Source organism: Novipirellula methanifontis, assembly GCF_052161655.1.
In the GTDB taxonomy this organism is placed as follows: domain Bacteria; phylum Planctomycetota; class Planctomycetia; order Pirellulales; family Pirellulaceae; genus Novipirellula.
In genome coordinates this window covers 844,549-859,315 of the sequence record NZ_CP197418.1, presented here as the reverse complement: position 1 = coordinate 859,315, position 14,767 = coordinate 844,549, and the positions used below count along the sequence as shown (strand labels likewise).

The 14,767-nt window shown below is 54.2% G+C and carries 5 protein-coding genes; 2 read left to right on the top strand and 3 right to left on the bottom strand.

Annotation, left to right across the window (positions count from 1 at the left end):
- Positions 1–5: 5 nt before the first annotated feature.
- Complete coding sequence (locus SH528x_RS03005; RefSeq protein WP_442509052.1) at positions 6–6,170, bottom strand: cadherin domain-containing protein; 6,165 nt, start codon at positions 6,168–6,170, stop codon at positions 6–8.
- Positions 6,171–6,482: 312 nt separating this feature from the next.
- On the opposite strand from SH528x_RS03005, the gene SH528x_RS03000 reads away from it, so the two are divergent.
- Positions 6,483–7,523 (top strand): exonuclease domain-containing protein, encoded by a 1,041-nt coding sequence (locus tag SH528x_RS03000; RefSeq protein ID WP_442509051.1) that lies wholly within the window; start codon positions 6,483–6,485, stop codon positions 7,521–7,523.
- Between the two features lie 96 nt (positions 7,524–7,619).
- The gene (locus tag SH528x_RS02995; protein WP_442509050.1) at positions 7,620–8,198 is read left to right on the top strand and encodes a pyroglutamyl-peptidase I family protein; all 579 of its coding nucleotides are present in this window, start codon (positions 7,620–7,622) and stop codon (positions 8,196–8,198) included.
- A 90-nt stretch (positions 8,199–8,288) separates the two neighbouring features.
- Here SH528x_RS02995 and SH528x_RS02990 read toward each other — a convergent pair whose 3' ends face one another.
- Complete coding sequence (locus tag SH528x_RS02990) at positions 8,289–11,816, bottom strand: type II secretion system protein GspD (RefSeq protein ID WP_442509049.1); 3,528 nt, start codon at positions 11,814–11,816, stop codon at positions 8,289–8,291.
- A gap of 594 nt (positions 11,817–12,410) precedes the next feature.
- A complete protein-coding gene (locus SH528x_RS02985; protein ID WP_442509048.1) occupies positions 12,411–14,753 on the bottom strand; it encodes a preprotein translocase subunit SecA in 2,343 nt (780 codons plus the stop codon).
- Positions 14,754–14,767: the final 14 nt, after the last annotated feature.

Here is a 14,767-nt window from a genome sequence, read left to right as displayed (position 1 = left end):
CTTGCTTAGAACAGTAACGATCCCGTCAAAAGGTCCACGAGAGCCAAGTCGTTGGCCTTGTCACGATCATCAAGGTCATCTTGAGCAACTGCGGACGACGGAGCGATGAACTCGGACTGAGCCAGCGGTGCTCGCTGCTTCAGTCTGTTGATCACGATCAACGCATCGAGCGCCGTAGCTAATTTATCACCATTGACGTCCACAAATCCGCTAAACGAACTAGGGATCGTATTGATCGGACCGGTGCCGTTGATGTTGATGAAATTGATAACACGAAGCGCGTCATTCGTTGTGATACTTCCGTTGTCATCCACATCAAGCGGGTCATCTTGCTTGTTGAACGGCGTTTCGCCGAGTCCGACGTTGATCGTGAACGAGAACGTATTGAACAAGTTGATCAATCCGGCTTCGAATGCCCGGATCGTCAACGGATAGCTACCCACCATCGTCGGCGATGGGGTGCCGCTAAAGGTTCGCGTTGTCGCGTCAAATCGCAGCCAAGGTGGCAAGAATCCGTTGCTGTCGAACACCGTGACCGTGAACGCCCCACCTTCGGGATCAGAGACAAAATCCGGTGGCAATTGGAAGTTAAATCGCTTGCCACTTTCGGCGCCCGGGACATTCAACGTAGTTGTGAATACCGGAGCCTCGTTCACGTCATTGATGTGCACATCGATGGTTTTGATCTGCACTCCACCGCGAGTGTCGACGGCGCGAATTTCAAGCGTCAAATCGGGAGTCGTTTCCGCATCAAACACGGCCCCAGCAGCAACCCTCAAGACACCTGTACTCGGATTGACCGTAAACAAATCCGCTGCGGTTCCGCCGCTGATCGATAGAGTGACCGAATCACCCCGGTCAGCGTCGCTGAATCGAATCAATGCCACATCGTCACCCGGTTGGGCAGCTTCGGAAACATTGAACTGGTTCGTCAAAATGACTGGGTTATCGTTGCGATCAAGCAGCTCGATTCGCAGAGTTTGACGAAGCGTTGCACTCGCGCCCGTTGTGTCAGTCACGTCAAACTGTAGTTCAATGACACGTCGAGTTTCGAAGTCGAGATTTGCATTCTCGGCAACTTTCAGGTCGCCTGTGAGCGGATCAAAAACAAAGTTCACCGATGCGTCCGAGGGGACTAGCGAAATCTCGTGATTCTCTGGGAACCCTTCGGGATCGACGACCAAAAGCTTGGTCACAAGAGCATTAGCCTGTGCGTCTTCTGGCAAACCAACGCTGTTAGTGTTCAGCGTTGCGGATTCGTTGGTGTCGGTAATCGCAATGTTCAGCGTTGTCCTTGTCGACAGCGGCGGAGTGCCATTGTCGGCGATAAGAATATCAAGCGTGTAGCTTGATTGAGTTTCGAAATCGAGATTAGCCGATTCAAGCAGGAACAATTCGCCACCTCGAGTCAAGCGGAACAATCCCGAGCCTGATCCACCCGCGATCTCGAATCGGTGAGTTTGGCCGACATCCGAATCGTTCACGATCAGTTTAGTGATTCGTCCCGTCGTGTTTTCCGGGATCGAAAGCGACGTGGTTACCAGTTCCGGTGCATCGTTTTCATCTTCGATAATGACCTGTTTGATAAATCTCGTCACAGCCGGTGGCACCGCATTGTCACTGACTTCAAGATCGAGTGTCAAAATGCTGCTGGTTTCAAAATCAATGACCGCCGTATCTTTGAGCTTCACAACGCCGGTGATCGGATCCACCTCGACAATGTCCGCTGCGGTGCCTCCGAGGACAGTAAACGTCAGCGTTTGATTTCTTGCTGTGTCGGGCTCGACCGCTTCGATCACACCGACTTCACTGCCTGGAATAGAACCTTCGGGGATCAATAGCGGTTCGCGATTCACGACGGGAGCTTCGTTCACGTCTTCGACAGTCAACACAACTCGAGTGATCGCCGACGCGTTGAGTGAATCGGTCACCCGCACGCTGAAGCGTACTTCCGGACTGGTTTCAAAGTCGGGGCTAGCACCGGAGGCAAAACTCAACTCGCCCGTAAAGGGGTGAATGACAATACCAATATCGGCGCCATTGGCGTCGATGTTATTCAACAGCGAGAATCGAATCTCTTGGCCATCAATATCGCTGGCCGCAATCGTGCCAAACACAACTCCGGACGCAATGTCCTCTTGGATCGTAAAGCGGGTTTCGCTCTGCACCGTGGGAGCGGAGTTGCCACGAACGTCATCGATAAACTCGAAGTTCTCGTAGCGAGTCACTTCGATCGGTTTGGGTGCCGCTCCGACCAACGGAGTAGTTCCCGAGGTACCTGCGACCGTCACGTCGTACGATCCCGGGAACAGATTGGTGATCTCGTAAACGCCATTTTCATCGGTGACGTCAAAAGGCTCGCTTTGAGTGTAGACCAAACGATCAAAGCGTCCGAAGGGGCTGCCGCCTTGGAAGTCATCACTAAAAGCAAGGGCGTAGGCGATTTCCTCGTTCGGAAGCGACAGTGAAATCGTTTGCCGTGCACTGCTGATCAGCCGGTTGCTGCGGACGAACCCAAGCAACACGCCTGCCGAGTTGTAGGCTTCGAGTCGACCGTACGTCACGCTCAAGGAAGAGTCATTTGCAATCACATCGATCGCGATTGCCGACACAGGGCGAAAGAAATCGAATCTTAATTGGCCGCTACTGGTAAACCAATCGATTCCGCCGCGAGCAAAAATGCGGTTCTGAAGCGTAATCGGGAAATTGAATTGGTTTTCCGAAGTGACGCCGTCGCCGAAGATGCGACCGAGCGAAAATTCGCTAACCGAAACACCGGGGGCAGCATGCAACAGATTCTTTTCGACCACTTGACCGCTGATCGGATCTCGCGTGATCAAGTTATCTGGTTCAACAATGTGCGTTAACACATCAAGAACGCCGTTTTGATTGGTGTCGGCAAACACGGTCAAGCCGGCTGCAGGCACGGGGTCTCGCGAGGGACCATCGCCTAGGGGAGGGCTCTCGAACAGTGTTCCGCGAACACCACCGACAAAGTTGCTCGTACCAACATGGTCCAGCGGCAAGCCTTGGAACTGCACTGGCGCCGGAGGTCCGAAGAAGCCCGAAACAACACTTAGGCTGGTAGAAGAGCCTTGGGTTGGCCCCGAAACCCAGTCGTCGATGTCGCTGCCAATCGAATCGCCGATTCGGCCTGCGTATCCAGCACCACTGCTGAACACAATGGGAACCCCTGGTCGTGTGGTGATTCGCGAGGTTCCGACCCCGCGGTCCACAAACACAATATTTCCGTAAGCAAGGTCAGGGCCACCGACAAAATTGTGGATTGAAATCGAGTCGAATGTCTTCCACGCACCCGCGACACCATCGCCATCAATAAAGCCGTCGTTATCAAGGTCGATGTCATCGGCAATCGTCGGAGCAACATCGCTCTGGATCAGCATGTAGGTCCAGCCACCGATCGATGAGAATGCAACATCGTCACTGGTGTGAATCCCTCCGGGCAGTCCCGAAAAATCAGTCGTGCTCGATCGCAGCACAGCTGACTGGGGATCAATGTCATAGTTATTGCCCGACGTCACAATGGCCAAGAACCCATTGTCACCGAGCGGTTGATTGCTCAGATCAAACACTTGAGCCACTTCACCCTCATCCAAGAAATCCTCTTGAACAATCACAAAGTAAGTGTTGTCGCCAAAACGGCCTCCCTTAGGTCCTCGCAATTCGATGTAAGGATTCGTGCCGCCGTAAAACTCGTTGATCACCACATCGCCGGCGCTGATCTCCGGTTCAATTTGCGCCGTAATCGTTTTACTTGGCAAGCTTGCCCAAGCAGGATCCGAAAGCGCCGCGTCGACCGAGATCACGATATTCGATGCACCAAGCGGCGCTGCATCGACAAGATCAATCGCGACGGTTTGCGGTGTTTGCCAGTTGTCGGGGGTAAACACCAAGCTTGAGGTGACCGGCGAAAGCTGCAATGGATTGGTGGTGATGTTAATGACCACATCCGTAGCGGGCCGTGTGTCCAGGGTGACTAGAAATTCGTCTCGTCGAACCGATGATGAAAACACGGTTTCAAAATTGGTTTCCGTCACAGTGATGCCGATAATCGCATTAGTAAGCGAAAAATCGGCAGTGATCGCTGACTGATCGGTGATCGTGACGCGATGTGCCACGTCGCCAAGTCGCGAGTAGAACAATGACTCCGAAGGCAACGGTTCCGATGCCGAGAATCCGGCAGTGACTTGCCCGGTGTCGGGATTCACAAACACAGCGGCACGTTGACTTGGGCTGCCTTGATCGAGCATCACAAATTGGGTGCCATTAAACGACAATGAAAAACTGTCCAGCGATCGTGACGAGGTGCCAAGCAGCCGGCCATTGCCGAGCAGATCAAATTCAAAAAATCGATCGTTTGTATTGTCAAACCCAACGATGCGTTTTTGAACCGAGTCGAACGTCAAATCGCTGACGTTTCCGAGTCCGCCAAGCGAGGTGCCGACGGGAACCAAACGACCGCTAATGCGATCAAAAACAGCAAGTTGTTGTTCGGTCGGAGCGGTCAAACTGCGAGCAACGGTATAGATCGTGTCACTCGACGCATCATAGGCGAGCCCTGCGGCGATCTCGTTCGCCAGCGTTGCGACGATACGTTCTTGGCCGGTTAACGGATCAAGTGTATAGATCGAATCGGTGACAAAATTAGATCCGTAGAACGTACCGTCATTGGTTCGAACTAAACCGTAAATGGGTCGAGACGAAGGGGTGCCGATTCGCCGTACGGTCCCATCGAGAGACATTTCAAAAAGCTGAGTTTTGTCGCTGTTGGCGGGATACGAGGTACCGAAATATGCATTCGGCGACGATTGGTAGAAGCCACGTGGAATCACTTGGCGAATCGCGTAGTCGCCGACCACAACATCGGTAAACGCGTAGCGGCCTACGTCATCGGTGATCTTTGTCGGTTCGCTCAAATCAAGTCTGCCGTTGTTATTCAAGTCGATGTAAATCTCGATGCCAGCCAAGTTGTCCTCGGTGGTTTCGTGGATTCCATTTTGATTGACATCGAACCAAACTTGGCCTTCGATCGTGCCTGCTGGTGGTGGTGGTGGAGGCGGGGCGAGTGCAAAGTCGAATCCCGTCACGTTATCGGCCGCGGCCAGATTCACGCGGTGAGCAATGTTGCCTCCCTTAGAAAAGGTGAGAGCGTCGGACGCCAGCGCGGTCGACGCATTGAAACCGCTGGTGACCACCCCCGTGTCTGGATTCACCACCAACACCGCTTGCTTATTCGCATCGGCGTCGTCGAACATAACAAACTCTGTCCCGTTGAATGCCAACGAGAAACTATCAATAGGCTGTTGAGCGGTGGCGAGCAGTTGACCGGTTCCGTTCAGATCAAACGCCAAGAATCGATCATTGGCATTATCAAAACCCACCACGCGGCGGTTGATGGAGTCAAACGCCAAGTCGCTAGCGCCGCCCGGCAGATCGAGACCGTTGGCCGAAACCTCCGTCAAGACTCCGGTCACCCGGTCGAGTGTGTGAAGCGTGCGAACGCTTGTAGATCCTGGAGTGAGAGACAACGTGTAAATCGTGTCGGTTTGAGCATCGTAGGCGAGGCCTGCGGATCCGTTTGAACCGGGAGGCGAAATCAGCGTTGCCGCCCCGGTTTGCGGATCAATCTGGTAGAACCCCGCGTCTGCCTGGAATCCAGATCCATAAAATTCGCCGTTGTTGGTTCGGATCAGCCCTCGAATCGAGACGGATTGCGGAGCACCCAATTGGAACGCCTCGCCGCTTTCGCTCATCTGATACAGCTGAGTCGTACCGACCGGCGTGTTGGAAAACGTCGTGCCGAAATAGGCCCCAGGGCTGGTTTGCCGCAGGTTGCCCGAGTCGACTCGGATCGCGTGAATGCCAGCGGCAAGATTATCGAATTGATATTGGCCTTGAGCGTCGGTCTGTACGGAAGTTTCCGTCGCATCAAATTGGCTATTGTCGTTCGCGTCGACATAGACACGAACATTGGGCACGCTGACTTCGGCAGCGTTATGGATCCCATCGCCGTTGTCGTCCTGGAAAACCTCGCCCGCTAGAACTGCCAGCAATTGGCGAGATTCTAGTTTTTCTAACATGCGTCGCCGACGGCTGAACCGCTGCGATTGTTTTTTCTTGCGAGCGAATCGGTTTCTAGGATCGAGCATGGCAATGAAGGTTAGGTAGAAAGGGAGAGATTAGAAGAAGTGTGTATCACCAAGCGTCCAAGGTGATTGCGAGGCCCAACTCTAGTCGAAGGGAACAGGTCGAGGGGAATTCTCCAAATGAGAACAACCCCCTAGAATAAATGTGCCAACCGCTCGGAACAACTGAAATCATGAGGAATCGGCAAGGAAGAACAGACCGGGGATTCCGTCTTGGAATCACGTCGGGGGGTGTTGGTTCCACAGATTCTCACAATTTTATTTTCTTTTCAGTTTTTGAAGTGCGATTTTGCAGCCATGGAGAACGGGGTCCGGATGAGTTTTGCCGCGAATTTCACCGCCATTGACTTTGAAACGGCGACACATCGAACCGACAGCGCTTGCCAACTTGCTGGCGTCGTAGTGCGTGACGGAGTTGTGGTCGATTCCAAAGTCTGGCTGATCCGTCCCAAGCCATTTTCCTTTAGCCCGGCGAACATCCGAATTCATGGAATTTCGCCCAATCAAGTTCGCGATCAACCTGAGTTTGGCGAGCTTTGGCCCGAAGTCGCCGAGTTTCTAAACATCATTCCTGGTCCATCCAACGACCAACCTGAGTGCCTCGTCGCTCACAACGCGAGCTTCGATATCGGGGTGTTGATGGGCTGTTTGCATACGCATCGCATCCCGGCACCTGATCTTCAGTACACGTGTACACGGGCGATCGCTCGCCAAGTCTGGCCCAGCCGTCCGCGATTTGGACTCAAGCCGCTTGCCGATTGGCTTGGGATTCAATTTCGGCACCATGACGCGCTCGAAGATTCCCAGGTCTGTGCCAAAATTTTGATGGCAGCGGGCATCCAAGCGGGCGCTGGATCGCTCGAGGAATTAGAACAGTCGACCAAGCTTTCCCGAGGCGTCGCGGGTGCCTGGGGAAAGCGCGGTCCATCCAAGTCTCATTTTCGCCGGCCCAAGCAACGTCAAACCGCGTCGCCGTCTCGGACCGAAATCCGCTCTGCCGAAAACGCTGCGGTTCAGGCTCAATTAAAACAGCAGTGGGATTTGCAGCGTCTGTTTGTGCGAGCCGAGTTCATTCGCCCGCTGGCCGGTCAACGTGTGGTCTTTACCGGGCAATTCAGTCAGCTCAGCCGCGAGGATGCCGAATCGCTTGCCGTCCGCTTGGGCGGCACCTGCCAGACCTCGGTCACCCGCGAAACCAATCTGCTTGTGGTCGGCGAGACCGACCAGCGGACAATCCAATCAGGCCGCACGATCAGTACGAAAGAACAAGCCGCACGCGAGGTCCAGGCCGAGGGAGGGGGTATCCGAATCGTCAGCGAACACGACTTTTTGGGCTTTGTCGTCGCTCCGGCATAAACATTGCAATGTTTTCGCCGACTATCTTTACAGGTGACCTATGCTTTCGCGTGACTGTGTTTCCAGCCCAAAGCGTTATCATCTTGGAATGAATTTGTGACCCGTGTACTTCTGACGGCATTCGAACCTTACGATCGATGGACCGAAAACTCGAGTTGGTTAGCGCTGATCGAGTTGACCCAGTGGTATGACGGACAAGCGGAGTTGACCACACGGCGTTATCCCGTGGACCTGACGCTGATGAGCGTGCAGTTGAAAAAGGATCTGCAGGACGACTATGACTTTGCCATTCACCTTGGCCAATCGCCCGGTGCAACACTGATCAAGCTCGAAGCGATCGGATTGAACGTTCGCAGCGATGGAACACCGCTACTAAAAGATGCGCCGGCTGCCTATCAATCCTCACTACCATTGCCGCGTTGCCGCGACGCATTGGTCGAAGCAGGCATTCCCTGCGAAGTCTCGCATCACGCGGGCACCTATCTGTGTAACGCCGCGTTGTACTTGAGCCAGTACTACTCGCATTCGTTTGCGATGAAGACAAAGAGTGTTTTTGTGCACCTGCCACTCTCGCCCGCCCAAGCCGCTCGCGACTGCGATCGATTGCCCAGCATGAGCACCCCCATGGTCAGCGCCGCACTCGCCATGATCATCGAAAATTTGGGCGTAGCGTAGTTCGGAACGACATCCAAACATAAAAAAAACGCCGGGCGTTTCCGTCCGGCGTTTTCGTTTTTTAGTATCGCTGTGGATTCGTTACCAACGTTAGCGGTTGGGGTCGAATCCGGTTTGGGCGATCTCTTCTTCCTCTTGGATGATGATTCGTGGAGTCACCATCAACATCAAGCTTCGTGCATCCCGGCCCGTCGAAACGTTGCGGAACAAGCGGCTGATGTAAGGAATCTTGCTGAGGAAGGGCAAACCGCGTTCGGATCGACCTTCGGCAAGTCGCTTGATTCCACCAAGCAGAATCGTACCACCATCGGGAACACTCACTGTCGTGCTGACCTGAGTGAAGGCGAAGGTCGGCAACTGAACCGTGGTACCTTCGACGACATCGTTGGACGTATCCGTATCGGACTCGTCATTCGAGTCAATCTTGCCGTCACCGTTAGTGTCACGAGTCGTGTTGCTGTTGGTGTTAGTCGAACGTCGGCCTTCGAAGGTGAACGTGTCGACGTTTCCGATCTGGCTGAAGAACGGAACCAGCGTCAAGCGTACGAATCGTTTGTCATCGCTGACGATCCCTTGCACGTTCAACTGCGTTCCTTCGTTCAGGACCACGATAACTGGTTGTTGGGCGACCGCAAAGTCACCGACAACCGGCGTGATACTGGTAACGAACGGCCGCTGTGACACGTCGCTGATCGTTGCGAATTGTCCATCGAACAGCGTGACCTTCGGAGCTTGCATGACGTTGTTACGGCTGTCGCCCTGTGCGGCTTGCAAGAAGAAGAACGCTTCGATGTCGCTGAGGATCGCAAAACCAATTGTCGAGATCGCACCCGGGTCAGGAGCACTGAAGGGCGGGGCAATTCCAAAGTTGTTGTTTTGGAATTGGATGTCCAAGTCCGAGGTCACTCCACCAGGTCCGTTGAATCCGATCGTGACCGCTGGTCCCGAGTCGTCTTGAGGAAGCCCGTTGGTGTTGTCATCAAACTGCACGTCAAAGTCGACACCGATCTGCTCGAAGAACGTATCCGAGAGTGTGATGAAGCGAACTTCGATCGTGATCTGCAGGTTCTGAAGACGACGAAGAGTCGTCAACAGGTCCGTGATCTGGTCATGCACGTCACTTGTAGTGCTGATAACAAGACTCAAGTTCTGCGGGTAAGGAGCCATCGTGCTCGGTCCGCCCAAAGCTTCCCAGGTATCTGGTACCACAGTGGTTTCAATCAGTGTCATCAGCGAACCGAAGTCAGCAAACGAACTACCACCACGACCACCGGCGGCCGAGGATGAGCTGCCTGGACCGAATCCACCTTGGGACCCCATCGGTGAGAATTGTCCCAACATGTTCGGAGCCATTTGCGACGGTGACATGCTGGCGGCCATGCCGCGTCCCAAGTCAGTTGCCGAAACAGGCATGATTTGAACATCACTATGAGGGCTGGACATCTGGTAGGCGGCACGCAGAGCCCCTGCCAATCCATCTTCGTAGCTGCTGGTAAAGTTCGGGATCGGAGTGACCAAGTCGGTCACACGATACGTCTTTGGATAAACCTTGCTTCGCTTGGCTTCGAGGCTGGTGATGTTCAACACGTCGTTTTCAATCACATACGTCAATTCCAAGTTCGTCAAAATCAAACTCAAGGCACTCTTCAGTGGAATGCTCTTTTGCAGACTCAAGTCCACAGGAGTATCCGGTGTCACACGGACGGCTGACAACGATCGGCTATCCATCACAATCGGCACACCGGTGACGGCGGCAAGCTCGTCGAGCACCTCGTGCAGCGGACGATTGCGATATTTAACATTGACGTCGGTCGACAGCGAACGCTTGATCTCTTGTTCACGAGCACTCATGCGTTCGTCGTTACCGTTGTTCGCAAGACGACGCCGGGAAAGGTCTTCCCAGATCCGTGCATCAGGCAGAGCAAAGTTGCGTTCGGGATTGATTCCGATCCCAGCTCGCTCCACGTCGAGCATATTGCTGAAAAAGGCCTCTTCCTTTGCGTCACTGATCTCTTGACTCATCAATCCGCGAACTTGCGTCCGGGCGTTTTGCAGCATCGTGATCGCGATTGGCGAACCTGGCTTCAATTCAGCCACTTGCTTCGCCACGGTTTCAGCTTCGTTGAAGCGTCGTTCTTTGATCAATTCATTAAACTCTCCCACCAAAGAAGCAATCTCATCGTCCACCGCGGCTTCGCGTTGTGACTGAGTCGCCATCGTGGTGCGAACCGTTTCATTCTCTAGTTCCAACTCGATGTCAGCCCTGTTTGCTTCAACGTAACCCTGTTGATCTCGCAAGGCGTTATCGACCATCCCGGTCAACGAACGTCGACTTGATTCGTCTAAGTCCGAAGTCTCGACGCGTCGCTTGAGGCGTTCAAGTTGATCCAGCGAGTCCATCGGAGCACTTGTCTTGGACTCGTTGGCTTTGGCTAATTCCGAAGTCACTTCGCGATACATGCGACGTGTCTTTTCTTGGTTCTCAAGCTGAGCACGCTCGATTGGTGTCAATGGCTTGTTCGGATCTAGTTTCGGCGCCATCGATCCAATTTGGTTGGATTGCAGCAGCGTCAACTTGTCTTTCAGTTGGCGTCGTGTCTCAAGATCCAAAGTGTCTTCGTTCTTCCAAGCTTCCAAGAACTTGGCGCGAGCCGCGACCTTGTCGCCGCTAGTCAATAATTCCAAACCGTCTTGATAGGCCTTGGTGGCAGCGTTTGATGCACCCGATGGAATCGGCTCGATGTTTTGAACTTGGGAGATCCCGTTGGGAGCATTGTCACCGACAAACGAGTTACCGGAGCCCTCAGTCGTGTCACCATTGAACAACATCTGAGCAATGGCACCCGAATTCATGTCGCCGGCGGTGCCGCCTGCTTGCTGAACGGGCGAGTATTGGATCGGCGAAGTGCCACTCGTTAATGCGATGCCGCTCCTTCGTGCGGCGGATTCAGCGTCGAGCAACAGCTGCCATACGCGAGGCTCGCCGGTGGTGAATTCGCGTTCAGGAACGTTCAATGCCTGAGCTTGTCGAGCCAGTGTCAATGCAGTCGAGGCGTCGCCGCGATCAAGTGACGAACGTCCGATTGCGAGCAATCGAAGTGCCTCTTGCTTTCGTGCCGCGATGTCCGATGCACCACCGATCGGCTGAGCATCCGCGACGCTCGGCAAACGTTGGATCGATGCCGAGTCGCTCGCCACTTTGGGTAGCGGCGTCGTCGGTGGCATCGTCAGCAATTCGCGATCAAACCCCACGGCGAGTAGTTCGCCACGAAGTTGTTCGACTTGGGCTGACATCTGAGGCGACTGTGCTACCGAGGCAACCGAATGGCGGAATAGCTCGACAGCGTTGCGATAGTCCTTGCGGCTCATCGCAGAGCGAGTCTGTGTGATCAGTTGTTGGGTCGTCACACCTGGGTTTCCAGATGTAGCGTGGTTGCTTGGTGGTTGCGGTGTTGCACCAGGCGGCAGTGGCAGTTGAGCCGACACGGTGGTCGACGACGCCAGTGTGTAAAGAATGCCTAGACTAGCCGCATAGGTGAATAAACCTATCGGTTGTCGTTGTCCCACGAGAGGACGGCGTGCCATTACGAGGCCATTTGCGTTTAAGAGGCGGTTCAACGCGACTCTCCTTCTTCGCGGTGAGACTTCAATGATACTGGTCGCGTTAAGATTACCTGCACAACAAAACGTGAAGATATTATCTACACGTATGCCTTGTTGCCGGTGGTCCCAGCACTACCGCCTGTGAATCTACTTCACAGGACTTTTTGCATTCCAAGATCCTCTCGACGGATGATCAAAAACAACCTTAGGTTGCTTTGATAGCAAATCACCTCCTGTGATCTCCGCCAGGAGTGTCCTGGTTTGCGTTGGGAATAGTCAGTGCAGAAGTCTGCTGTCAACACCGATAAGGGGAGAATTCTAATTTTGATTTTGAGGCCAGTGCTTTATCCAGATTGGAAATTAGGGTTTGACCGTAGCGGTAGTCGGCAAGACTTTCGACAGTGCTCCCTTCCAACGAAACTCTTGACGGCTTGTTGATTTAATCCAAATGCAAATCGCAACGGTGAGCCGTAAGGCACCGGGTAGTGCGTGGGACCCGGCCGCTGACGCGTCACGGCTCACTAAATCAACAAGCCGTTGACGAGTTCCGCTACCCTAAAAGTAAGCAGCGACAGCCCGTGCCCCGATGCCACAGTCGAGGAGAGGACTTTAATCCGGCGTATCAAGATAAGGGTCCTGGCCGATTTCACGCTGCATTTTCTTGCGTTCCTTCTCGTGATGCATCAGCACCATGCGGTCTCGGAAATGCTTGCGTTCCACTTTTCGCTGGGCTTTTCCAAACAGCTTCGCATAGCTGTCCGCGGCGCCCGATTTGGCGATCCCTTTTGCCTTCAGTTTTTCGGCACGACCAGGGCCAAGTCCTCCTTTGAGGATGTCATCATCGAGCGACAGATATTGACGATAGGAGCCTTGGTCGCCTTGTCGACCACAACGACCGATCAATTGGCGGTCAATCCGCGCAGCATCGTGCAGCTCCGTGCAAATCACGTGCATTCCGCCCATTGATTCGACTGAATCGGCCAATTTGATGTCGGTACCACGGCCCGCCATGTTGGTCGCCACCGTGACTTTGCCGTGTTCGCCAGCCGCCGATACGATTTCGGCTTCCATTTCGACGTTGTTCGCATTCAGGACTTTATGTTCGATCCCGAGCTCGTCCAACAATCGGGAGACGATCATGCTCTTGTCGATCGATCGCGTTCCAATCAGCACCGGACGCCCTTGCCCATTTACCTCTTGGACTTCTTTGGCGACCGCTTCAAATTTTGCTTGCATGGTTCCAAACACCCGGTCGGCAAGTCGTTTGCGTTTCGGCGGCCGGTTGGTAGGAACGGGAATCACCGGAGTGCGATAGATTCGCCGCAATTCACGAGCACTAGTGGCCGCTGTACCGGTCATCCCGGCAAGATGGGGGTACCGCAAAAACAGATCTTGGACCGTGATTCGAGCCGCTTGCCCGGTAGGAACGCTGATTTCGATTTTCTCTTTGGCTTCGATCGCTTGATGGATCCCGTCACGCCACTTGCGTCCTTCGGCGAGCCGGCCGGTAAACTCGTCGACAATCACGATTTCATCGACCCCTTTTTCGTTCGGTTTGACCACGTATTGGCGGTTCAGCAGAAACTCGCGATGGACCTTCACCGAGCGTTCGATGTACTCGTACAAGTCGACGAGTCCCATCGTGCGAACCAGGTCGCTTTTGGGAAGTGCACGGACTTTTTGCCGTCCACGAGCTGTCAATTCGTACTGTTTGGTGTCGTCATCGATCTCGAAATGCTCGTCCAACTCGAAGCTGGGTGCGTTTTCGGCGGCCCACAAGTAGGTTTCCACGATCTGGTCACGGACGGTGTCTTCGATACTGCCGATGATCAGCGGTGTCCGTGCTTCGTCGATCAAAATACTGTCGGCCTCGTCAACCAAACAGAAATGCATGCCTCGCATCACGATTTGGTCGCCGCCGCCCGAAAAACCGCCGCCGCCATCGCCGAGCATCTCGGTTTGCAAACGATTCTGGGCTCGCAGTAGCAATCGATCCCGCAGGAAATCGAAGCCAAATTCCTTGGCGGTTCCGTAGGTGATCGCACAGCCATACGATTCGCGGCGTGCTTTTTGGTCGTCTTGCGTTTGAATGATCCCGACAGACACGCCCAATAGCTCAAACAGCGGCCGCATCCACTCGGCATCACGTTTCGCCAAGTAATCGTTGACCGTGGCTAGGTGGGCGCCTTTGCCCGTTAACGAGTGCAGGTATAGCGGCAGCGATGCGGTCAGGGTTTTCCCTTCCCCAGTCTGCATTTCGGCAACACAGCCTTCGTACAGCGAGATGCCACCGATGATTTGCACATCGTAATGCCGCATCGAAAGGGCGCGGCGTCCTGCCTCGCGGACCAAGGCATAGCCCTCGGGCAGCAGAACGGAAAGCTTTTCGCCCGCCATCGCTCGATAGCGCAATGCGAGGGATCGTTTTCGCAGGGTGAGGTCGTCTTCCTCTTTGAGGATCGGTTCGAGTGCGTTGATTTGAGCCAATTTGCGACGCCAGCGAATCATGCGGGGGCTGAGCCCCTGTTTCGAATAGGGCGACAACGCTTTGTGAGTGCCGCCAATGTGGCGTGAACTGGTAGCCGCTTTGCGTTCCGGCTCGGGCGCAGGTACCCCAGGCACTACTGGGTTCGGGGCAGCACCTGAATTCGGGGAGACACCGAGCAATTCGCCCTGCAGCGGTAATCGAGAGTCGGTGGGTGGAATTTCCGTCAAATCGTGAGGTTCTGGTACCGGCGCGTGGTTGTCCTCACCGTTCACATCGGATGTTCCCTGAGTCTGATTGCGTTCCATGTCCTGATCTGCCCGCTTGCCTTCCATATCATCCCCTTGACCGCTGTGCCCGCTGTCCAACTCGTCGACCATTTCGCCCGTTGAAAACGCCGCTTCAGAATCCATCTCGGTTGCTGACTCTGAAAATGGCAGCTCCGGAGCGGAATTACGAGCAGACATAGGGACTTCTTTGC